16 protein-coding genes are annotated in these 22,032 nt (G+C 68.7%); 7 read left to right on the forward strand and 9 right to left on the reverse strand.

What is annotated here, in order from left to right:
- Positions 1 to 3: 3 nt before the first annotated feature.
- The 8 genes from ACYUED_RS06210 to ACYUED_RS06245 form a co-directional block, all read right to left on the reverse strand.
- Entirely contained in the window at positions 4 to 1,095 is a 1,092-nt protein-coding gene (locus ACYUED_RS06210; protein ID WP_491291308.1) for an SAM-dependent methyltransferase, read from the reverse strand.
- A complete protein-coding gene (locus ACYUED_RS06215; protein ID WP_491291309.1) occupies positions 1,083 to 1,814 on the reverse strand; it encodes a thioesterase II family protein in 732 nt (243 codons plus the stop codon). The genes ACYUED_RS06210 and ACYUED_RS06215 overlap by 13 nt, the downstream gene beginning before the upstream one ends.
- 207 nt (positions 1,815 to 2,021) lie before the next feature.
- Entirely contained in the window at positions 2,022 to 9,911 is a 7,890-nt protein-coding gene (locus ACYUED_RS06220; protein WP_491291310.1) for an aminotransferase class I/II-fold pyridoxal phosphate-dependent enzyme, read from the reverse strand.
- 11 nt (positions 9,912 to 9,922) lie between these two features.
- Positions 9,923 to 11,545, reverse strand: a complete 1,623-nt coding sequence (locus ACYUED_RS06225) for a D-alanine--poly(phosphoribitol) ligase (RefSeq protein ID WP_491291311.1) — start codon at positions 11,543 to 11,545, stop codon at positions 9,923 to 9,925.
- A gap of 22 nt (positions 11,546 to 11,567) precedes the next feature.
- Positions 11,568 to 13,460, reverse strand: coding sequence for an aminotransferase class I/II-fold pyridoxal phosphate-dependent enzyme (locus ACYUED_RS06230; protein ID WP_491291312.1), 1,893 nt, complete (start codon positions 13,458 to 13,460; stop codon positions 11,568 to 11,570).
- Positions 13,457 to 13,717 (reverse strand): acyl carrier protein, encoded by a 261-nt coding sequence (locus tag ACYUED_RS06235; RefSeq protein ID WP_491291313.1) that lies wholly within the window; start codon positions 13,715 to 13,717, stop codon positions 13,457 to 13,459. Before ACYUED_RS06235 ends, ACYUED_RS06230 begins: the two co-directional genes overlap by 4 nt.
- A gap of 86 nt (positions 13,718 to 13,803) precedes the next feature.
- Complete coding sequence (locus tag ACYUED_RS06240) at positions 13,804 to 14,052, reverse strand: acyl carrier protein (RefSeq protein WP_491291314.1); 249 nt, start codon at positions 14,050 to 14,052, stop codon at positions 13,804 to 13,806.
- A gap of 50 nt (positions 14,053 to 14,102) precedes the next feature.
- Positions 14,103 to 15,104, reverse strand: a complete 1,002-nt coding sequence (locus ACYUED_RS06245) for a beta-ketoacyl-ACP synthase III (protein ID WP_491291315.1) — start codon at positions 15,102 to 15,104, stop codon at positions 14,103 to 14,105.
- 342 nt (positions 15,105 to 15,446) lie between these two features.
- Here ACYUED_RS06245 and ACYUED_RS06250 point away from each other — a divergent pair, with 342 nt between their 5' ends.
- The 7 genes from ACYUED_RS06250 (at position 15,447) to ACYUED_RS06280 (ending at position 21,600) form a co-directional block, all read left to right on the forward strand.
- Positions 15,447 to 15,695, forward strand: a complete 249-nt coding sequence (locus tag ACYUED_RS06250) for an acyl carrier protein (protein WP_491291316.1) — start codon at positions 15,447 to 15,449, stop codon at positions 15,693 to 15,695.
- The gene (locus tag ACYUED_RS06255) at positions 15,692 to 16,924 is read left to right on the forward strand and encodes a beta-ketoacyl-[acyl-carrier-protein] synthase family protein (protein ID WP_491291317.1); all 1,233 of its coding nucleotides are present in this window, start codon (positions 15,692 to 15,694) and stop codon (positions 16,922 to 16,924) included. Before ACYUED_RS06250 ends, ACYUED_RS06255 begins: the two co-directional genes overlap by 4 nt.
- 82 nt (positions 16,925 to 17,006) lie before the next feature.
- On the forward strand, positions 17,007 to 17,450 hold the full coding sequence (locus ACYUED_RS06260; protein ID WP_491291318.1) for a DUF6041 domain-containing protein: 444 nt from the start codon (positions 17,007 to 17,009) through the stop codon (positions 17,448 to 17,450).
- Positions 17,451 to 17,463: 13 nt separating this feature from the next.
- Positions 17,464 to 18,354: a DUF6206 family protein gene (locus ACYUED_RS06265; RefSeq protein WP_491291319.1), complete on the forward strand. Its 891-nt coding sequence runs from the start codon at positions 17,464 to 17,466 to the stop codon at positions 18,352 to 18,354.
- A 10-nt stretch (positions 18,355 to 18,364) separates the two neighbouring features.
- The gene (locus ACYUED_RS06270; RefSeq protein ID WP_491291320.1) at positions 18,365 to 19,141 is read left to right on the forward strand and encodes a 4'-phosphopantetheinyl transferase family protein; all 777 of its coding nucleotides are present in this window, start codon (positions 18,365 to 18,367) and stop codon (positions 19,139 to 19,141) included.
- A gap of 82 nt (positions 19,142 to 19,223) precedes the next feature.
- Positions 19,224 to 20,411 (forward strand): RedV protein, encoded by a 1,188-nt coding sequence (locus ACYUED_RS06275; RefSeq protein WP_491291321.1) that lies wholly within the window; start codon positions 19,224 to 19,226, stop codon positions 20,409 to 20,411.
- Between the two features lie 514 nt (positions 20,412 to 20,925).
- Positions 20,926 to 21,600 (forward strand): helix-turn-helix transcriptional regulator, encoded by a 675-nt coding sequence (locus ACYUED_RS06280; protein ID WP_491291322.1) that lies wholly within the window; start codon positions 20,926 to 20,928, stop codon positions 21,598 to 21,600.
- A 43-nt stretch (positions 21,601 to 21,643) separates the two neighbouring features.
- Here ACYUED_RS06280 and ACYUED_RS06285 read toward each other — a convergent pair whose 3' ends face one another.
- The gene (locus ACYUED_RS06285; protein ID WP_491291323.1) at positions 21,644 to 21,997 is read right to left on the reverse strand and encodes a RedY protein; all 354 of its coding nucleotides are present in this window, start codon (positions 21,995 to 21,997) and stop codon (positions 21,644 to 21,646) included.
- Positions 21,998 to 22,032 lie beyond the last annotated feature (35 nt).

A 22,032-nucleotide genomic window follows, 5' to 3' on the forward strand; every position in this document is an offset into this window, starting at 1 on the left:
CTGTCAGGCGCTCGGGGCGGGAGAGTTGGTGCCGGCGAAGGCGCGGAACGGCTGCCCGGGGACGACTCGCGTGGCCTGCACGTCGGTGAACCCCGCCTTCTCCATCTGGGAGACCAGCTCGTCCGCCCGCGGCAGGGGGCCACCGAAGTCGGCGTATGCGAACCAGAGGTTGAGTACGTCGAGACCGAGGTTGCCGCCCCCCTGGCACGATGAGGTGAGCAGCACCCGGCCTCCGGGGGCGAGGAAGGAACGGGCCCGTTCGAGTACCTCGACGCGCTCGGCCTCGGGGAAGTAGTAGATGTTGTTGTGCAGGGTGACCAGGTCGAACTGTGGCTGCAGGTCCAGGGTGCGCAGGTCGCCCTGGCGGGTCTCCACACGCTCGGTGAGGCCCCATGCGGCCATGTTGTCGGCTGCCTGTGCGGCGACCTCCTCCTGCAGGTCGACCGCGACGGCGGTCAGCCGGGGGTTCGACTCGGCGGCATACCGCACATAGGTGCCCGTCCCGCAGCCGATCTCCAGCAGTCGTACCGGGCCGTCACGGTCCAGTGTCCGGTCGATGGCCGCTTGGACCAGCCCGCGCAGCGCCAGTGACGAGCGGGCGATGACGGTTCCGTCCTGGTCCTCCAAGGAGAAGCGTCGGCCGCCGGAGAGCATGCGCGGCGCGTCGAGCAGCACGGGCACATGGAAGCGCAGGATCTCCTCGAGTGCGGCGGCGACGGCGTCGTTCCCGGGCTGGGCCAGGAGCCTGGCCGTGGGGCTCTTGAGCCGGTAGCAGCCCTCGCGCTTGCCCAACTCGCCGAGCCGGACGCCGGTTTCGAGCCAGGCCTGCAACTGGGCGCGGTCGTCCCCGGGAATGTCCAGGTACTCCGCGAGGCTCTCCAGGTCGCACGGGCGCACGGCCAGACACCGCAGGACGCCCGAACCCGCGGCGGAGGCGAGGAACGCCCCCCGGTACAGCGGGTTGACCAGCACGGTCGACAGTGTCAGCAGCACCGGGTTGCGGGGGTCCGCGACGATCTTCGCCACGGTCAGCGCGTCCGTGAGTGGTTCCTCCACCCGGTGTTTGACGTTCTTGGCCAGGCTCAGCAGGTCCATGAGGGTTCCCTGTTCGGAGTGGGCAGTCGGTCGGGCGTACCCGGGGCCGCATCACCGGGCACGTCGGTGAGCCTGGCGAGGTCGCTCCGTATCTCACGTAGTAGTGACGGCCGCGCGGGTCCGTTGAGGAAGAAGTGGTCGCCCTCCACGTGGTGATGCAGGAGGGAGCCGCTGGTGTACGACCGCCATGCCTCCACGGCGGATTGCGCCGCGATGGGGTCACGGGTGGCCGAGAACGCGGTCATGGGACAGCCCAGCGGGGGCCGTGGAATCCAGCGATACTCCTCGCAGACCGTCAGGTCGGCGCGCAAAACGGGCAGACGCCGATCCAGGTAGACGCTGCCAATGCTGCGGTCGTCGCCGAGGCCTCCGAGAGCTCGGACCAGCTGCCGCAGGTCCGCATCGGACAGCGTCCGATCGTCGCGGTCGCCGTAGAGATGGGGCGCCCTGCTCCCGGACACGAACAGGTGCACGGGTTCGCCGTGTCCACGCTCGCGCAGCTCGCAGGCCACCTCGTAGGCGAGCAGCGCACCCATGCTGTGGCCGAACAGGGCATAGTCATGCGCGAGTTCACGCTCGACGAGGGCCTCCGCAATGTCGCGGGCCAGCGGCCGCATCGCGGTGTAGGGCACCTCCCGCATGCGCAGTCCGCGTCCGGGAAGCAGGACCGGAATGACCTGTACGCCCTCACCCAGCCGGGCGTCCCAACCGCGATACACGGAGGGGGTACCGCCCGCGTACGGGAAACAGATCAGTCGCAGCGGGACGGAACCACCTTCGCTTCTGGGCGGCAGGCCCGGGAAAAAGTCAGCGGCGGGTGGCCGCGAGGCCGTGGCGGGCCCCGGCGGCCGCTCGGTGATGGGCACGTGGATCCTCACAGTCCTGGTTGTCGCTCTTCGTGGATGCCGGTGTCGTCACGTTCGGATTCAGCGGGGGACGTACTTGCGACCCTCGGGCGAGTTCAGCCAGGCCAGGGTGAGATCCATGGCTTCCTGGAAGCCGACCTCGCTCTTGAAGCCGAAGTCGTCCCTGGCGCGGTCAATGGCATAGGACTGGTCGCGGTCGAAGAGATGGACGGCGTGCCGAGTAAGCACTGGGCGGGACTTGACTCCCAGTGCGCCGTAGAGCTTCTCGGACGCCGTGGCCACACCGCGCGCCAGTGGCGTCGGCAGGCTGAAGGCGGGCGGCTTGACGCCCAGACCACGCGCCAGCGCCTCGACGTATTCGCGCCAGGTCGTCAGATCGGCGTCGCGCAGGTTGTACGCCCTGCCTGCCGCGATCTCGGACGTGCAGGCGGCGATCATGCCGTCGACGAGATTCCCGACGTAGACGAGTCCGGCCGGCACGTCGCCCCGGCGGATGTAGACCATCTGCTTGCTCAGCAGGAGGGTCGCGATCTCGATCACGAAGTCCTTGCTGCGCGGCCCGTAGACGGAGACCGGTCGTACGACGGTCAGCGGCAGCCCTGCCCGTTCGGCCGCCTCCCGTACGGCTTGCTCTCCGAGCACCTTGCTGCGGTTGTACGGCAGCCCGATGTCCCGTAGTTCCGCGGACTCGTCGCAGGGCGTGACCGGATAGCCGTAGACGTCGGTGGTGCTCACGTGCAGGAATCGTTCGACGGTGCCCGCGTGGTGCGCTGCCTCGACGAGGTTCTGGCTGCCGTCGACGTTGATGCGCCGGAACTCCTCCCAGGGACCCCAGTCGGCCGACATACCTGTGCAGTTGTAGACGTGCCGGACGCCCGCCGTGGCACGGCGCAGGCTGTCCCGGTCGCCGAGGTCACCGGTGGTGATCTCGACGTCGACGCCGTCGAAGGCGGAGCGGTCGCTGCCGTCGCGGACCAGTACCCGTACACGGTGGCCGTGTTCGGCCAGGCGCCGGGTCAGGTGTCCGCCGATGAAGCCACTCGCGCCGGCGACCAGGACGTCCGCCCCCGAGTCGCGCAGTGGGATGGCCGGGGGATGTGGAGCGGTCTCCGGCACGGTTTCGGATGCGGTTGCGCCGAGTGCGGTCCCCTCCGAGGCCGTGGACTCCGCGGGGGGTGTCGCGTTCGTGTGGTCTGCCATGGCATGTCCCAAGACGTCGAGGGAATGTTCCAGGTCTTCTTCGCTGTGGTCGGCGTTGATGAAGAAGCGCAGGCGGCACTCGTCGCGGGCGACGGCCGGATAGCCGATGGGCATCACGTTCACACCCCGCTCCAGCAGGATGTTCGACAGCGCCATCGTCTTCTCCCAGTCGCCGATGATGACCGGAATCACCGCGGACGCGCGGGAGACGCCGACATCCAGGCCCCTGGCGCGAGCGGCATCGCGGAAGTGCTCGGCCAGGCGCCGTACCCTGGCCACCCGCTGCGGGTCGTCCTTGACAACACGGATCGCCTCCAGGGCCGCGGCCGTGTTCGCCGGTGAGATGCCCGTGCTGAAGATGTGCAGGGGGGCGGTGAACCTGAGGTACTCGATAAGCGGGCCGCGGGCCGCGATGTAGCCGCCGAGACTGCCGAGGGCCTTGCTCAACGTACCCATCCACAGGTCGACGTCGCCGCGGTCGACGCCGAAGTACTCACCGATGCCCCGGCCCGTGCGGCCCAGCACACCGATGGAGTGGGCCTCGTCGATCATCAGCATCGCGCCGTGGCGCTTCTTGACGTCGATGAACCGGAGCAGGTCGGGGATGTCACCGTCCTGGCTGTAGGCGCCCTCGATGAGCACCAGCGCACGGCGGTGCTGTGCGCGCAGTGAGCCCAACATCCGGTCGAGGGCCCGCCAGTCGTTGTGCGGGAAGGGCCTGCGCCGCGCCCCGGACAGGATGCAGCCGCGTACGGCGCTGTCGTGAATCCACTCGTCGTGCACGACCAGGTCCTCGGGGCCGAGGATGTGGCCGATCGTCGCCACGTTGGTGGCATGGCCCCCGGCGAACACGATCGCGTCCTCGGTGCCGAGGAAGGAGGCGATCTCGGCGTCCAGTTCGTGGTGCAGAGGCGTCTCCCCGAACAGCAGGGGAGTCGCCGAACTGGAGGTGCCGTAGCGGTCGATGGCCTCCTGCGCCGCCCTGCGGACGCGGGGGTGGTGGGACAGCGCTAGGTAGTTGAAGGACGCGAAGTTGAGGACGGTACGGCCATTGACGGAGGCGTGGCCGGCGTTGTGTCCCTCGTGGATGCGGCCATAGGGATTGGCGCCGCTCGACCTGGCCTGGCGCAGCCGGCCCTGCAGCTCCGCGTACTCGGCCCACTCCTCGAACTCCCGCTCCTGACGAACCTCGAGCGGAGGGTGGCTGAGCCGGGCCGGCGCAGCCGCAAGCTGCCGAAACGGTTCGGGCGAGGGATCACCGCTCGCGGTGCCAGGGGCCGCCTCCATGCCGAGCAGGTCTGCCAGTTCCCGGACGCTGGGGTCGTCCGACAGGCGCTCGCGGTGCTTTTCCAGGCACCCGGGGAACTGGCCGGCGAGCGCCCGCTCCAGTTCGGTGCGCATGAGCGAGTCGAAGCCGAGGTCCCTGCCAAGGTGTGCGTCGAGGGAGATCTGGTCGACGGGGAATGAGCACACCTGTGCGACATGCTCGAGGATCACCCGGGGCGCGTCCCGGTCGTCTGCGGACGCGAGGGCGAGCGCCACGTGGGGATGCGCGGACGCGTCGACGGCTTCATGGTCGTCCCCGGTGGCCGGACGCGGCAGCGATTGCTCGGCGGCCTCTTGCCGCGCGACAGCGTCGGGGGCGGGATTCTGCGTCACGGCCGATGCCTCCTGCTGGGGCGACGTGAACCAGTACGACTGCCGCTCGAAGACCGTGTGCGGTACAGACACGCGCGGCCGCCGGTGTCCCTCGTCGAGCGCTGCCCAGTCCACCTCGCCGCCGGCGCAGTGGAGGCGGCCGAGCGACTGAAGGAGCGTCTCCCAGTCGCCGGTGCCCACCGGCCCGCCCCGCCGCAGCGAGGGGAGCCACAGCATCGGGTTCTCGCTGTCCGGGGGTGTCGTGGTGCGTGCGAGATTGAGCAGGGTGGGGTGCGGGCCGATCTCGACGAACGCATCACAGCCCAGGCGGCGCAGTGTCGCGAATCCGTCGGCGAAGCGGACCGTGCCGAGCATGTGCTCGGCCAGGTCGTCGGCGCCGATGCGTCCGGTGACCTGCTCACCGGTGGCGTCGAAGATCCACGGAATCGTCGGTGCCGCGAATCGCACGGCCCGGGCCGCCTCGCGCAGCGGCGCCGCCGCACCGGTCATCAGTGGGGAGTGGAAGGCGTGCGAGACGGCCAGCGGCCGGATGACGACGGAGCGATCCTGGAGCAGTGCGCGGATCTCTTCGATCTCCTCCCTGGCCCCGGACAGGACCAGGTGGCCGGGAGCGTTGACGGCGGCCACCGAGACGGAGGCGAACGTGTCGGCAACGGCGCGGATCACGTCCGCGGTTCCGGCGCAGGCGATCATGGCGCCGTCACCGGGCTGCTCGTCCATGAGCCGGCCGCGTACCGCTGCCAGCGTCAGCGCGTCCTCCAGCGACATCACGCCGGCCACGCACGCGGCGGCGTACGCCCCGATGCTGTGGCCGAGCAGCGCGGTCGGCCGCACGCCGCGCGACATCCAGACCTGGGCGAGTGCCACCTCCAACGCGACCAGCGCGGGCTGGCAGTTGCGGGTGTCGCGCAGCCGGTCGCCGCCGCCCTTGGTGAAGAGCAGGTCCTGCAGCGGCACGCCGAGGTGGGGACGAAGTACGCCGTCCGCGCGGTCGATGATCCCGGCGAAGAGGCCGTGGCTGTCGTAGAGCCCCTTGCCCATGCCGGTGTACTGCGTGCCCTGGCCGCTGAAGAGGAAGGCCACCTTCGGCGCCGCGCCGGGCCGGGCCCTGTCCTGGACCACGGCGGTCGACGCCTCGCCTCGAGCCAGGGCGTCGAGCGCGGTGTCCAGTGCCTCGGCGGAGCCGCCGGTGACGACCGCCCGGTTGCCGAGCCGAGGACGGCCGGTGTTCGCCGCATGGCACAGGTCGGCGATGTCCGCGCCCGGATGTGCAGCCAGATGGGTGCGCCACCGTTGGGCCAAAGCGGTGAGTGCCGTCGGTGTGTGCGCCGAAAGGCACAGGGCGTGCACCGGGCGCTTCGGTGGAGCCGTCTCGCCCGGCGCCGGCTCCGGGGCCGCTTCCAGGACCAGGTGCGCGTTGGCGCCGCCGAACCCGAAGGAGCTGACAGCGGCCCGTGGCACGGCACCTCCCGGAAGGCTCGTGAGCCGCGTGGGTACATGGAGCGCCGTGTCCCGCACCAGATGACGGTTCGCCGTGCGCAGGTGCAGGGTCGGGGGCACCTGGCCGTGGCGCACGACGAGCGCCGCCTTGATCAGGCCTGCGATGCCCGCAGCCGCTTCCAGGTGACCGATGTTGGTCTTGACCGAGCCGACGAGGCATGGTCCGCCCTGTGCGCGGTCCCGGCCGTAGACGGCGGCCAGTGCTTCCCACTCGACAGGGTCGCCGAGCGGGGTCCCGGTGCCGTGGGCCTCGACGTAGTGGATCTCTGCGGGGGCCAGGCCGGCCTGGTCCAGGGCTCGTTCGCAGACGGCTCGTTGCGCCGCCCCCTTGGGAGCCGTCAGGCCGTTGCTCCGGCCGCCGTGTCCCGTCGCCGAGCCCCTGATCACGGCGTGGATCCTGTCGCCGTCGGCCAGTGCCGCGGAGAGAGGCTTCAGCAGCACCAGGCCCGCGCCCTCGCCGCGCACATAGCCATTGGCGGAGTCGTCGAAGGTACGGCAACGGCCGTCTGCCGACAGCATGTTGCCTGCGGCGAACGCCACGGAGAGGCCGGGTGTGATCATCAGATTCACGCCGCCGGCGAGTGCCGCGGAGCACTCGCCGCGGCGCAGGCTCTCACAGGCGAGGTGGACGGCCAGCAGGGACGACGAGCACGCAGTGTCGATGGCGAGGCTCGGTCCGTGCAGATCAAGCGTGTACGACAGCCTGTTCGCTGCGATCGAGTGCGCGTTGCCGGTGGCCCCATGGACGTCGATGGTTTCCAGTCGGCCCATCTGCAGCTCGGAATAGTCGTGGCTGCTGATGCCGACGAAGACTCCCGTGGCGCTGCCCGCGAGCCGGCTCGGGTCGAGGCCCGCGTCCTCCACGGTCTGCCAGGCAACTTCCAGGAGCAGCCGCTGCTGTGGGTCCGTGCGGGTGGCCTCCCTGCCCGAGATGCCGAAGAAGAGGGCGTCGAACTCGTCGACGCGGTCGAGGAACCCGCCGTGTGCAGGGGCGTTCACCAGGTCCGGATTCCAGCGGCCGCGCGGCACCTCGGTGATCGCCTCGCGGCCGTCGACGAGGAGCCGCCAGTAGCTGTCCGCGTCGGGCGCTCCGGGGAGGCGGCAGCCGAGACCGACGATCGCCACCGGCTCCGCCGTGCGCTCGGCCACGGCCAGCGGCGCTACCGGTTGCCCTGTCCCGGCAGGGAAGTGGTCCTTGACCATGGCTTCCGCGGGGCTCCCGGTGCGTACCGCGGTGGGCGCGCTGCCGGCCCCGAAGTGTTGGGCGACGGCGCGGATGGTGGGATGGTCGAAGGCCGCGCCGGTCGTTACCTCACGCCCCGTCACCGAGCCGAGTTCGGCCAGGATCTCCACGGCCTGCTTCGAATCCAGTCCCAGGGACGCCAGCGGCTTGGTGGTGTCGATCGCCGCCGCCGACAGTCCCAGACGAGCCGCGATCCTCTGGACCAGCCATGCCTCGACAGCCTCCGGCCTTTGCGGCTCGGTTCCCGGTGCGACATCGGCGGCCGCAGGGTCTGTTCCGGGCTGCTCGCCCAGGAGGAGCGCGGTCAGCGTGTCGACTCGTGGACGTACGAGCAGCTCGCCCATCAGGATCGCGGTGCCGAGCCGCTGCTCCAGATCGTGCACGGCGGTCAGGAGCGTCGGGTAGTCGAGGTCCAGCTCGGCGAACGTCCAGTCGGTGATGTCCGGGGCGTCGTCCGCCGGGGCCACTCCGGTCAGCGCCTCGGTGACCGCGTCGATCACCAGCCGTCGGCGCCGGTCGGCGGGCAGTCCTGTGACCGCCCCGCCGGGGGCCGGGGCACCGGCGTCCCGGGTGACGCTGGCCGCGACCGCCGTGAGCCCCAGACCGAGGAAGTCCCGCTTGCACGCCTGCCGTTGGATCTTGCCGCTGGTCGTCTTGTGCACCGTTGAGCGCCTGAGCAGGACGACCGCGTGTGGTGTGACGTCGTGTGCCTCGGCAATGGCGGTGCGCAGCCGGGCCAGCAGCGCTGGTGCGTCCTCTATGCGCCGACCCTCGACCTCATAGGCGACGACCAGCTCCTCGGCCCCGTTCACGTCCACCGAGAACGCGGCACCGCTGCCCGTACGGAGGCAGTCGTCGGTCTGCTCGGCGGTGCGCTCGATGTCGTGCGGGTAGTGGTTGCGGCCCTGCACGATGACGACGTCCTTGGTACGGCCGACGACGTACAACTCGCCGTCGCGCTGGAACCCGAGGTCTCCGCTGCGCAGATGGGGAGTCTCGTCCTCCCCCTCGATGCGGGCCTGGAACACCTCCCGGGTGGCGTCGGGCCGACGCCAGTAGCCGTGGGCCACACTGCCGCCCGCGATCCAGATCTCCCCGATCCGGTCCCCCGTGGTGATCCGTCGTCGCGTGGCCGGGTCGACGATCGCGACGTCGACGCCGTCGACAGCCGGGCCGCATCCGACGACGTCTGTCACCCGGCGGTCGTTCGTCTCGGCGGCGGGCTGGACCGTGCCGTCGCCGAGGGTCCGAGAGGCGAACGTACCAACTGTGGGCGCCACCTCGGCCCGCACACCGGTCACCATCAGAGTGGCCTCGGCAAGGCCGTAGCACGGCAGGAGGGCGCTTTCCCGAAAGCCGCGGGAAGCGAAGCGTTCGGTGAAGTGCCGCAGTGTGTCGGCGCGCACCGGCTCGGCCCCGTTCAGTGCCAGACGCCAGTGGCTCAGGTCCAGACCCTCGCACTGCTCGTCCGTGATCCTGCGGACGCACTGCTCGAAACCGAAGTTGGGCGCGACGCTGGTGGAGGCGCGTGTGTGCGACAGCGTCTCCAGCCACAGCAGCGGCTCCCGCACGAAGGACATGGGCGCCATCAAATGCGCGGGGAAGCCCCCGTAGAGCGGAGTCAGGATGCCTCCGATGAGACCCATGTCGTGGTACGGCGGCAGCCAGGAAACCATCGCCGAGTCGGCATCGTGCTCGAGGCGCCGGTGGATCGCACGGAGGTTGTGCATCAGGTTGTCGTCGCCGACCATGACGCCCTTGGGCGACGACGTCGAGCCCGAGGTGTACTGGAGGAAGGCCGGAGCCTCACCCGACGGACCCGGCTCACGCCACTGGTCGGCGTCGGCGGTGTGAAGTCCGCCGGTCACCAGCCAGCGCAGGCCGCCCAGACCGAGCGCGGCGAGCTCGTCGTGACGGTCGGCGACGAAGCGGGAGATCTCCTCGGTCGTCAGCGCATGCGTGGCCCGCGCATCCCGGGCGATCGCAGCGAGGCGGGGCATGGTCTGGCCGAAGCGCCGGGTGTCCGGGGGGTACGCCGGTACGGCGATGGCGCCCGCGTACAGACAGCCCAGGAACCCGGCGATGTAGTCGAGTCCCGGCGGGTGGAGCAGCAGGACCGGCTTGCCGGCCAGGTTCTCGCGCTGCAGGACGACGGCCACCGCCCTGACACGCAGGTCGAGTTCACGGTAGGTGACTGACTCACAGTCCCTGCTGGTGCTGGTGCTGGTGCTGGTGAGGAACCGGTACGCGAGGGCGTCCGGGCGCTGTTCGCAGTGGTGTCGCAGGAGCCCGGCAACCGTCCTCGGTTCCTCGCCCCGCCAGAGAGTGCCAGTTGGGCCATGCTTCATGAGCGTCTCCGTCACTTTCCGGGCATGGCCCGCGCAGTCCCGGCCGTTCCGCACAGCCGGCGGTAGTCCGTCTTGCCGTTGGCGTTACGCGGCAACTCGTCGAGCCGGATCGCCGCCTGCGGGACCATGTAGCGGGGCAGATACCGCGCGCAGTGCCGCTTGATCTCGATGAGGCCTGGGCCGCTTCCGCCGCTTCGGAGCGTGTAGTAGAGGGAGATTCGCCGATCGGTGCGCTGCGTGTCGACGACGACGGCAGCGGAGCCGATGTCGGGGTGCCGGAGCACAGCGGCCTCGATCTCTCCCAGTTCGACGCGATAGCCGGAGATTTTGACCATGCGGTCCTTACGGCCCCGGTAGACGAGCTCGTCGTGTTCGTAACTGACGAGGTCACCGGTGGCGTGGCGCCCCTTGCAGTGGCCGACGGACGCAGGCTCTGCATCCCGCCGCCAGTAGCCGGGAGTGACGCAGTCGCCCTCGACGACCAACTCGCCGAACGCGTCCGGCCCGGTGAGTTCCCGCTCGTCCTCGTCGACAACGAACAACGTGGCGCCCGTGACCGGCCGGCCGATCGGCACAGGCTCGTCGCGTGTCAGATCCTCGGGGCGGACACGGTGGTAGGTGCAGACGTTGGTCTCCGTGGGGCCATACAGGTTGTAGAGCTCCGTCCCTGTTGGCAGCAGCGCCGCCAGCCCTCTGAGCTGCTTGATCGGGAACACCTCGCCGGCGAACAGGACGTAGCGCAGGTTGCGTGCGTTCTCTGGAGTGAGCGCTCCGGACGCGGTGAGCAGGTGCAACACCGACGGCACGGAGTACCACACGGTGACACCGTGCACGCGGATGCCCTCGGCGAGCGCGCCGGCATCTCGCGTCCGGTCGTCGGCGACGATCCAGACCCGAGCGCCGACCGAGAGCGCGGTGAAGAGGTCGAAGGTGGACAGGTCGAAGTTGAACGAGGCGTGGTTGGCGAAGACGTCGTCCGGGCCCACGAGCAGCTCGGTACGGGCCCACCGGATGAAGTTCGCCAGGTTCCGGTAGGTGATGCGGACGCCCTTGGGCGTGCCCGTCGATCCCGAGGTGTAGAGGATCGAGGCAAGGTCGTCGCGGTCCAGCGCGGGGAGGAACACGATGTGCCGCGCCGCGCCGGCCGCGAACCCTTCCCAGCCCTCCACGGGGGCCCGGCCGGGGCCCGCCGTGGGGAAGGTCCGCCGTGGTTCGTGGGCTGTTCCGTCGGAGACCACGATCGTCCTGATCGAGCTGGGCAGTTCCAGGCCGGCCAACAGCTCCAGATGGTGGCTGTCGGTGAAGAGGGCCACCGGTTCGCAGTCGGCGAGGACGGCGTGGACCCGGCTCGCCGGCTGGCCGCCGTCGAGGGGAACGTAGGCGCATCCCGCCTGCAGGGTGCCGAGGATGGCCTCGGCGTAGCGCGGCTGCTTGTCCATCCAGATCGCCACGCGGTCTCCGACCACTGCGCCGATGCCGAGCAGGCCGGAGGCCACGGAGGCGACGCTCGCCTCCAGCTCGCCGTAGGTCACGGTCCGCAGTCCCACGAGGGCCGGACGGGCCGCCTGCTCCGCGGTGAGGGACTGCGGCAACCGGATCAGTGCCACGTCGGATTCGCTCATCGTCTGCGTCATGCCTGCTCCCGTCACCGTTGCCTCACGCCGCCGAGGGCAGCACACCGACTTCGCGGGCCGCCTCCACGAAGATCCCCGCCGCGTTCTCCAGGTCCTCCCGCGTGTGCTCCGAGGTGACGCTGACGCGTAGCCGGGCGTCGCCGAGCGGTACTCCGGGGAAGACCACGGTCTGGCAGTAGAGCCCGCGGGCGCGCACCGCGCGTCCCATCTCCATGGCCTTGCGCTCATCGCCTATGACGATGGGCAGGATGGCGCTCTGCGTGTTCTCCAGCTCGAATCCCGCGTCTGCCAACTGGCCATGCAGCAAACGGATGTTGGACCACAGACGCGTGATCCGCTCGGGCTCCGACTCGATGACGTCGATCGACGCGATCAGCCCTGCGGCCACCCCGGCCGGGATGTTTGCGGCGAACACATACGAGTTCGAGTAGAAGCGGAGGTACTCGACGACCTCCTCCTCGCCGACGACGAAGCCGCCCATACCCGCCAGTGCCTTGCTCATCGTGCCGAGTTCGAGATCGACCTCGCCCTTGAGGCCGAAGTGCTCGGTCGTGCCGGAGCCTCGCTCACCCAGGACGCCGGTGGCGTGGGCGTCGTCGATCATGATCCTGGCGTCGTACTCCTTGGCCAGACGGACGATCTCGGGCAGGTCACAGATGTCGCCGTGCATGCTGAACACGCCGTCGGCTACGATCAGCCGCCCCCCGGACGACCGGTCGTCGGCGCGCTTGAGGATCCGCTCCAGGTCCGCCATGTCGTTGTGCTGGTAGATCTTGCGGATGCCTCCCGAGAGGCGGGCACCGTCGACAATGCTCATGTGGTTGAGCCGGTCGACCACGAGGGTGTCGTAGCCCTTGACGAGCGCGGAGATCGCACCCAGGTTCGCGGCGTAGCCACCGGGATAGACGATGCAGGCCGGGCGCTGCTTGAAGGCCGCGAGCCGGCGTTCAAGCTCTTTGTGGAGAACGTTGGTGCCACCGATGAAGCGGGAGCCGGTGTGGGTCGCTCCGTATGTGCGGGTGGCGTCGCAGACCGCGTCGATCACCTTGGGGTGGTTGGCCAGACCGAGGTAGTTGTTGGAGGCGAACATGAGGAATTCCCGTTCGCGGCCGACCAGTTCGTCGAAGATGACGGCCCGGTTGCCGCACTGGGACTGCAGGGGCATTCCGTACCAGTAGAGCTGTTCGGCCTCGCGCCGCCGCAGGTATTTTCCGAAGCTGCGAGCCTTGGCGAACAGGTCGCCGCTGCGCTCCTCCACGAAGTCCTTCATGGAACGGTCGTCCCACTCCGCGTCGTCCTCGCCGAGCCCGGCGCCAACCTCCGGCCTGAAGGACGAGGACGAGGCAACGGGCAGAACCCGGTCGGCAGACCCCGTGCCCGTCCGGGCGGAGCTCAGCTCGGCGGCCAGAACCCGCAGGGACGTCGCGGCGACCGAATCCGACAAGCCGTCACTGAGGCCGAGTTCGCGCGCGGCATCGGCGACGATCGACGCCAGGACGACGGAGTCGATGCCGAGCTCGCTCTCGAAATCGGCGTCGAGGGCCAGCTGATGTCGCTGGTACTGGGTGTGCCGCTGGGCCGCTGAGATGACCGTCTCCAGCACCGTGTCCCCGTACTCGGGTCCGTCGGCGTGGAACTCCGCCGGACGGCTCCCGCCGGCCATTGCCTCGTCGACCGCGTCGACGAGCTCACGGATCGTCGCGGGTCCGGGGGCCAGTGGTGTACGCAGGGCGAAGTGCTCGTTGACCGACACCAGGATGGATTCGAGGATCACCGAGTCGATCCCGAGATCCGCCTCGAAGTGGCTGTCGGGCAGGAGGTAGGACTCGTCGTACAGCGTGCGCGAGGCGATGATGTCCACGATCTGTCCGTGGACGTCTCCCCCACGCTGCCGGTCCCCCGTGGCGTTCGTCATCGGACACTCTCCCTTTCCGATTGGAGCCGTTCGACGAGTGACGTAATCGTGTCGACGGTCCGGAAGTTCGCTGGGGAGACCTCCTGCAGCGGAACGGTGATCCGGAAGCGGTCCTGCAGGTAGTGCACGAGGGCGAAGATCTCCGCGGAGTCGATGATGTTGAGTTCGGCGAGGGGGACGTGCGCGTCGAGCCCGTCGGCGTCCCCGTCGAGCCAGACCTCGGCGATGTGGTCGATGATTGACTGCTGGGTGCTCATGGTCGTCCTCGGCTGTGTGTCCAGCGGCGCTTTCCCGGGTTGCTACGGGTCGACGGCCGTGGGTGTGGCGGGTGGTGTGTGTGCGGTCATGACGAGGCCGTGGAGGCGGCATGCCGTTCCAGCAGCTCGGCGACCTTGGTGATCGTGTCGCCGGGTGAGGCGGCGTCGTCGTCGATGTGGACGCCGAACTCCGACTGGATCACCAGGAGCAGTTCCACCAGGAACAGCGAGTCCATGTCGAGGTCCTCGAACGTGGTGTCCGGGCCGATCTCGGCGCGGTCCACCTCGAAACGGTCGACGAGAAGGCCGACCAGCCTGCCGTACATCGCACTCATTGACTGAGCTCCTGCTCTCTCGTTCTCGGTCGCGCGGCGGATTCAGCCGGTCATGGCCGATCCAGCTGCGGCCAGGTCAACACGGTTGACCCCCATGTCAGCCCGCCGCCGAACGCTGTGAGCAGCACCCGCTGCGACGGTTGGATCACCCCAACGGTGTGCGCCTGGTCCAGCGCAAGGGGTATCGACGCGGCCGCCGTGTTTCCCACCTCGGCGATGTTGTTGAAGCAGCGCTCCCTGGGAAGCCCGATCCCCTCCGCGACGTGGTGGGTGATCCGGAGGTTGGCCTGGTGGCTGACCAGATGGTCGACATCCCCGGCCTGCCAGCCCGCTCGGGCAAGCACCGCCTTCGCTGACCCGGTCATGCGAAGTACCGCATGCCGGAACACCTCCTTGCCCGACATGGCGAAGTACTCATCACCGGGACGCGGCCCCGCCCCGGAAAGCCGCTGACGCGAACCGCCCGCGGGCACCGTGATGAGGGCCTCTCCCTCGCCGTCGCTCCCCAGGTCGAACGGCCCGAGTGCGCCGGGTTCGGTGCGGCTGCCGGAGCGCAGGACCACTGCACCGGCTCCGTCTCCGAAGATCACGGACGTGGACCGGTCGTCCGGATCGAGCAAAGTCGAGAAGGTCTCCGCGCCGATCACCAGAACTCGGTCGGCCACGTCCGCGAGGATCAGGCCGGCCGCGGTCGCCAACCCGTACACGAAGCCCGTACAGACGGCGGACACGTCATAGGCGGCCGTCCCCGTCATTCCCAGGCGTGCGGCCACGACCGGAGCGGTCGCCGGACAGGGGCGGTCCGGCGTGGTCGTGGCCACGATCACGGCATCGACGTTGGCCAGGCCCGAGCACTTCAGGGCCTTGGCGCCGGCACCGACGGCGAGGTCCGACGTCGCCGTGCCCGGAGCCGCAAAATAGCGCCGCCCGATGCCGGTTCGCGATCGTATCCACGCATCGGAGGTGTCCAGCCGCGTGGCCAGCTCGTCGTTGGACACGGCCCGAGTCGGCAGACAACTGCCGACGCCTGCCACGACCGCGGCCCGGTTCACCGGAAGCCACCCTGAGGGACACGGTCTTCGACGGTGGCTGGCTTCGGCCTGTCCGTATGACGTGCCACCACGTGAGCCCCCCGTAATCCGGATCCAGAACTGCTGTCCGAGCCGAGTCTTGTCCGGGCCCCTTACCGATGACTGACGGCGCACTGACCGATGACTGACGCGGTGCGTCGTCTCGGTGCGCGCGCCGCGGTCAGCGAGCCGTCAGCCATCCGTCAGCGGGCGGTCAGCCCCGAAGCCCAGACTCGCTACCACGAACACCCGGCACGCGAATGCGCGTTCGCCCCTGCTCCCGCAAAGCGTGAGGCGGGCCACCCGAAAGGTAGGGCGCATCCCATGAGTGCGATGTACGGCAGGCTGGTCGGCCTTCTCGTCGACCGTTTCGAGGTGGACCGCGCCGAGATCGGCCCGGACACCGCGTTCGAGGACCTCGACATGGACTCGCTGTTCCTGGTGGAACTGCTCCTGGTGATCCAGTCGGAGTTCGGCGTCCACATCGACGACGACGCCGCCTCACCCGGCGACACGATCACCAAGGTCGCCGAGCTGCTGGAACGGCATGCCGCCCCCACGGCCTCGTCATGACCGCACACACACCACCCGCCACAGCCGTCACCGGCATCGGTCTTGTCACGCCCGCCGGCATTGGTGCCGACGCCACCTGGCAGGGCATTTGCACCGGTAGGTCGGCCGCCGCCAGGAACCCGCAGCTGGCCGGCACCCCCGTGGACATCTCCTGCACGGTGCCGGGCTTCTCCGCGCGTGAACACGTAGGACGACGCAGCTCTCTGACCCACGACCGATTCATTCAGCTGTCCATCACCGCGGCACGCGAGGCAGTCGCCGACTCCGGCCTGGACCCGAAGACGTGGGACGGCGCACGGGTCGGTGTCGTCGTGGGCTGCGGGCTAGGCGGTGTGACGACGTGGGAGACGCAGCATCGGCGCATGCTGGACCAGGGGCCCCAAGCAGTGTCCGCGCTGCTGATTCCGATGCTGGTGCCCAACATGGTCGCCGGCCACCTGGCCATGGACCTGCGTGCCACAGGCCCCAACCTCGTCACCGCGACGGCCTGCGCCTCCGGGGCTACCGCGATCGGTACGGCACTGCAACTTCTGCGCCACGGCAGTTGCGATGTAGTGATCGCGGGCGGCGGCGAAGCCGGCGTGAGCCCTCTCATGGTGACCGGCTTCGCCCAGATGGGGGCACTGTCGACACGGCTCGACGAACCCTCCGCCGCTTCGCGCCCGTTCGACGCGGATCGCGACGGGTTCGTCATCGCCGAGGGCAGCGGCATGCTGGTCCTCGAGCGGGAGGCGGACGCACGGGCTCGCGGGGCACGTATCCGCGCGAAGATGGCCGGATATGGGGCGTCGGCCGACGCCCACCACATGACCGCCCCGGACCCCGAGGGCGCCGGCGTCGTGCAGGCCCTGCGCACAGCGCTGGCCGCGGCGGACGTCATGCCCGACGAGGTCGACCACGTCAACGCCCACGGTACGTCCACTCCACTGAATGACGCGGCGGAGGCACGGGCGTTGCGCAAGGTGCTCGGCGAGGGTGCCGCCGTTACGTCGGCCAAGGGCGTCATCGGCCACACGCTGGGGGCGGCCGGTGCGATCGAGGCCGCGCTGACGGTGCTCGCCATAGAGCGCGGGACTGTTCCTCCCACGGCCAATCTCCAACGCCTGGACCCCGGCATCGAGTTGGACGTGGTCGCCGGGTCCCCCCGCCGACGCAGTGTGGAGGTGGCGGTGAGCAACTCGTTCGGTTTCGGCGGCCAGAACGCTGTTCTGGTTCTCACAGCCGCGTGAGCCGCCCCCCCCTGCGGTGGCGACAGATCTTGTCCGGAAACACCCCCGGCCGTCTGGCCGCGACATCGGAAGAATCCGACAGATGACCAAACGAATCCTGATTCTGCAGCGCATCGTCGGCGTCCTCTACATCATCGCGGGCGTCGGCAAGTTCTTCCCGGAGATCGAGTCGGTGGAGCAGCGTCTGAACGACGCCGCCGACGCGAACCACGACATCGCCGTGATCGGAGGCTTCACCGACTGGCTCGCCAAGTACCCCACGGGCGTCACGATCTTCGTTGCGGCGGCGATGATCGTGAGCGGCCTGGTGCTGATCCGGAACCGCGAACTGGTCCTCGCCGCGCTCTACGGGCAGCTCGTGATGCTGATCTGTTTCGTGATCATCCTAGTCAGCAGCGTGCCTCAGATCCTCGTTCTCGATGCCGCGTTTTTCGCCGCCGCCATCTATCTGATCGTGATGCACCGCCGTGCACCGGCCAGGTCCTCCCAAGTCACCATCGGCGCCAGGACAGACACCGAAACGTAAAGGCCCCATGCCCATGTCCTTCACTGTTCCCCACGACGAACTCGATCGCCTTGAGAAACAGGTTCAAGGCGCGCTGCGCAGCGCCGACGACTGCGGCCTGGACATTCTGGGCCATGGCGAGGTCACCCTCGTCCTCCGGCTGCAGACCGCTCATGGCGCCTACGCCTGCAAACGGCTGCCGGTGTTCCCCGACCGCGCGCGGTTCGACGGCTACCGGCACGGCCTCGACAAGTACCTACGGCGCCTCACCGACAGCGGGCTGAACGTCGCGGACACCGAGCTGTGGCACACCCACCAACCGGCCGGGCGAATCGTGGCGTACTGCGTACAGCGCGAGCTGCCCGAGCGGCGGCTGTGCTCCCGGCTCCTGCACAGCGAGGACGAGACATGGGCCAAGGAGTTCTTCTCCCGCTTCCTCGACCATCTGGACCAAACAGTGTCCCCATCGCTCGGACTCGATGCCCAGGCGTCCAACTGGGTCGATATCGGGGGGAAGTTGGTGTACCTAGATGTGACCACCCCGCTCATACGCGACGACCGGGGGCGTGAGCAGCTCGACGTCCGGCTCTTCTTCACCTCGCTCCCCTGGGTGCTGCGCGACGCTGTCCGTCTCACGACGAGCAAGTCGATCTTCGACAAGTTCTACAGGACACGCGGCGTCCTCCTGGACTTCCTCGGCAATCTCCACAAGGAGCGGCTCGATTCACTGATCCCGGCCTTCCTGGACCAGGCCAACGGGCGGCTGACCGAACCGATCACGGCCGAGGAAGTCGCCGCCTACTACCGCAGTGACGCCCGGATGTGGGAGCTGATCCAGCGGCTGCGCAAGGCCGACCGTTTCTGGCATTTCAAGGTACTGCGCCGCCCCTATCCGTTCCTGCTGCCACCGCCCGTGGACCGCTGACGTGAGCCACATGACCACGCCGCCCCGCGTCGCGGTGCCCGAGCTCGACGAATGCCTGGCTCTCGATCCAGCACGCCCCTTGTACGTCACCCACGTTCGCGGGCCGCTGACACTCGCCGTTGTGTCGATCGCCTGGCTTCGAGGGATCGGCGACCGAGCTCATGCGACCCTCGAGTCCCGGCACCTCAACGATGTCGAATCGAAGCAGATGCGACAACTGCCTCTGCCCAAACGACGCTTGGAGTGGCTGGCGGGACGACTGGCGCTCAAGCACGGGGTGTGTGCCTACCAACAGCGTCATTTCGGCACGCGAGCAAGCACGCGCGACGTCCTCGTCGGCGCCGTCACCGACGGCCTGCGCGCCGGCAAGCCGCAGGTCGACTTCCCGGTCGAGGTCGGCCTGTCGCACTCGGAGGATTTCGCTGTTGCCGCCTGCGGACCGCGCGCAGTCGGAATCGACGTCGAACGCGTTCGCCAGATACCCCCGATGCTCTCCGAACTGTTGTCCAAAACACCAGGTACGGCGAAGACCGCGGAGTCCGTCGGCGTGGACGCCATGCCGCTGTCACTGCGCTGGGCGTGCAAGGAGGCAGTGCTGAAGCACTTCGGTTTCGGTCTGCGCGTCGACCCGCAGGAGGTCGAGTTGACCGACTGGCGTCCCGACGGCCGCTTCTCGTGGCGTGCGGGACCGGGCCTCAGGCTGCATGCGCCCGAGAGCGACGGGACGCGGTTCGACAGCTGGGCGCGCGAAGTCGACGGCTACTCCCTGGCGTTGGTGTGGCGATAGGAGCTCAGCGGCAGTGACATCGACATCCCCGTTTCAGTCTGCTTCTGCGAACAGTGGGGCGGACTTCGAGGACGCGCTCCAGGTGGCGGCTCGGATCGCTGTATACAGTCCGTCGTCCCACAACTGCCAGCCCTGGGCAGTTGGTTGGGCGATCGGCGCAGTTGCCCGACACGCCGCGGCGGCACTCCTCGGGGAGAATGGCGAGCAGCCCCCCACCGAGTACGGCCACGCCGCTCCCGACGAGGACGAATACCTGGTCCTGGCCCTGGACCGCGAACGGCAGCTCACCTCGCTTCCCTCGCACGCACTCGAAATGCTGATCAGCTGCGGCGCGTTTGGAGAGATCCTGCTGCGGGCCCTGGCCACCCAGGGCTGGCGCGCCGACCGAGTTCGCTTCGTCAACCCGCCTCCAGCAGGCCTGGCCCTGGAGGACGAGAGCGCCAACCGGATCTTCGGCGACAGGTGGCCGGATGCGTGGGCACCCCTGTGCGTGGTCCGCCTGCGGCACGCGCACACCCCTATGGGGAGCCTCGTCGAGCTGCGCGAAACCGTGCGCGCCCGCCACACCAACAGAGGGCCCTACCGCCCCGAGAGCATCGACCCTGCCGTGCTCGCGGAACTGTTGACACCCCGATCGGATCTGTCGTTGTTCGAGGCGGCACCGGAACACGACCCGAAGGTCACCGTCCGTCATGTGGTCGCGGATGCCGAGCGCGCCGAGGTCGCGGACCTCGTCTCTCGGCACGGCGGGCGCGACTTCAGTCACCGCCTCGCCTGGCAGGAGACGCACTCGTTCATACGCCGCAGCGAGGCCGACGCCGAGGCACGCGGGGACGGATTCACCCTCCCCCAGCTCTTCGGGCCTCTGGCGCCGCCGCGTCAGTACGGCATGCGGATCGCGCTGGCACCCGCGACCATGCGGTTACTACGGCACGTGGGCTACCACCGGGTCCTCGCCCGGCAGCTCGCCGCCATGGTGCGACGTTCTCCTGCCGCCGTCGCCCTGTGCTTCGCGGACGAGGCGCCGAGCACCGCGTCCATCGTCTGCGGCGGAGCCGCAATGGCCGACTACTGGCTTGCGGCCACCCGCGCCGGGCTGGTCCTGCATCCCGTGAGCGTCATCCTCCAGCACGACGACGTCCGGGACGAGTTGGAGAAGCGACTCGGCCTGCCCGGGCGGGCGTTCTTCGTGAGTCGACTCGGATGTGCGTCGGCAGAGTTCCCACCGTCTCACCGGCTCGCCGCGTCCCGCACGCTGCGGCTCGTATGACGCTCTCCGGGGGCCTGATTGTCGGCACCCGAGACGAAGTGCGGTGAAGCTGCCGCCACCCAAAGCGTGACGGCTCACCGCTGGCTTCGGCAGAGAGCGACGACGCACCCGCCAACCATTCAGCACGGTTCCGGCCTTCGTATTCAGACAGGCATCCACACCAGGCAACCACCGGGTGGGAGGAGTCGCCGCAAGTCCGGCAACACAGCGTCAACACGTGCTAGCCTCACTACGTTGCTCATACAAAATATTGCATGGTCGAAAATCGATCGACATAATTCAGTGACCGTACGCAGCAACGAGTGTCAGAAGAGCGCTTAGGCGACCTCTCGGGGGAGGCACGAAATTTGCACCGCCACAAGCGATCGCATGCGAAAGCCACCAGCCGATCCACCCGGACGGACCTGTCCTGTCATCGCTCGATGAGGGTACGGATGGTCCACGTCCCACCCCGACCCTTCACCGGTGAACGACCCACACGCCCGCTCGGTCCCACTTTACGGGGAGGCAGTCGGTGAGCATTCGCGTACTCGTTTGCTGCGAGGATGCGATCCAGGGCGCCGGGGTGCGGGCACTGCTCGACCAGCAACCAGACATCACCGTGGTCGGCAACACGACGGGCGCCGAGTCCGCCGCAGCCGCCGCGAAGGAGGCGCCAGACGTCCTGGTGATCGTGTCGCCTGCGCTGACCTTGGAGCACAAGCGGGAGCTTGCCGCCCTGTCCGCCGACACCAAAGTGATCCTCATCGCGAAGGCGGAGAACGCGGTACGTTCCATCGAGGCCCTTCGCGTCGGCGTACAGGCCGTCTTGGCTCCGGGTACCTCCGCTGATGAACTGGTCCATGTAGTACGGACGGTCAGCGCCGGCGGGGCTATGGTCATACCCGAGGAGGCCAGGCCGAGCCTCCACCACCTGCCGGACCAAGTCGTCTCAGTGCCTTCCGCGAGCCTGGTGTCCAGTCTGACGCCACGGGAGTCCGAGGTGATTATGCTGCTTGCCCAAGGGAAGTCCAATGCCGAGATAGCGGAGAAACTCTCCGTCTCCACAGCGACGGTAAGGTCCCACGTGCACCATTTGCTGCGGAAGCTCGGAGTTGGCACGCGCGCTCAGGCAGTGGCTGTCGCCTACGAGTCGGGGCTCATCTCCGCCATTGGACAAAGTTCAGGCGCCACGGAACGGGCAGACTGAAAGGGATTCAGTACATACTTCGACCTTACTGCCGCATGAACCTTTACGTCTGGTACCCGTCCCCGATCCGCTCTCCCGTCACTTCGTCGACGACCTTCGCCATTTGCTCGAACTCCGCGACAAGTCGCTGGAACTGTGGGCTTTCCATATCCCCCTCGAACTCCTGAACGCTGGTCACCTCGATGATCTCGAAGTAGTGAAGGGGTCCGTCGACGCCGACCGGCCCGGCTCCGGATGCCGACGGTTCGAGCGGTGTCGCCACCACCCGCTGAACGCCGAAGGCCAGAAGGCTGGGTAGCTCGGGACAAGTCGCATAGTCGACGTCCCGCACCCAGTTCTCGAAGCGCTCCGGTTCGACGCCATCGTGCAGTTGTATACGGTGAACAATGATTGTCAAGATCAACCTCCGGAGGGGTTGGGCAGTCGGGCACC

This window comes from Streptomyces sp. DF42, from assembly GCF_058267695.1.

What these genes read in the sequence shown, in the direction of transcription:
- ACYUED_RS06210 (WP_491291308.1), bottom strand. Translation starts at nt 1,095, where the DNA reads ATGGACCTGCTGAGCCTGGCCAAGAACGTCAAACACCGGGTGGAGGAA.
- ACYUED_RS06220 (WP_491291310.1), bottom strand. Translation starts at nt 9,911, where the DNA reads ATGAAGCATGGCCCAACTGGCACTCTCTGGCGGGGCGAGGAACCGAGG.
- ACYUED_RS06225 (WP_491291311.1), bottom strand. Translation starts at nt 11,545, where the DNA reads ATGACGCAGACGATGAGCGAATCCGACGTGGCACTGATCCGGTTGCCG.
- ACYUED_RS06230 (WP_491291312.1), bottom strand. Translation starts at nt 13,460, where the DNA reads ATGACGAACGCCACGGGGGACCGGCAGCGTGGGGGAGACGTCCACGGA.
- ACYUED_RS06235 (WP_491291313.1), bottom strand. Translation starts at nt 13,717, where the DNA reads ATGAGCACCCAGCAGTCAATCATCGACCACATCGCCGAGGTCTGGCTC.
- ACYUED_RS06240 (WP_491291314.1), bottom strand. Translation starts at nt 14,052, where the DNA reads ATGAGTGCGATGTACGGCAGGCTGGTCGGCCTTCTCGTCGACCGTTTC.
- ACYUED_RS06250 (WP_491291316.1), top strand. Translation starts at nt 15,447, where the DNA reads ATGAGTGCGATGTACGGCAGGCTGGTCGGCCTTCTCGTCGACCGTTTC.
- ACYUED_RS06255 (WP_491291317.1), top strand. Translation starts at nt 15,692, where the DNA reads ATGACCGCACACACACCACCCGCCACAGCCGTCACCGGCATCGGTCTT.
- ACYUED_RS06260 (WP_491291318.1), top strand. Translation starts at nt 17,007, where the DNA reads ATGACCAAACGAATCCTGATTCTGCAGCGCATCGTCGGCGTCCTCTAC.
- ACYUED_RS06265 (WP_491291319.1), top strand. Translation starts at nt 17,464, where the DNA reads ATGTCCTTCACTGTTCCCCACGACGAACTCGATCGCCTTGAGAAACAG.
- ACYUED_RS06270 (WP_491291320.1), top strand. Translation starts at nt 18,365, where the DNA reads ATGACCACGCCGCCCCGCGTCGCGGTGCCCGAGCTCGACGAATGCCTG.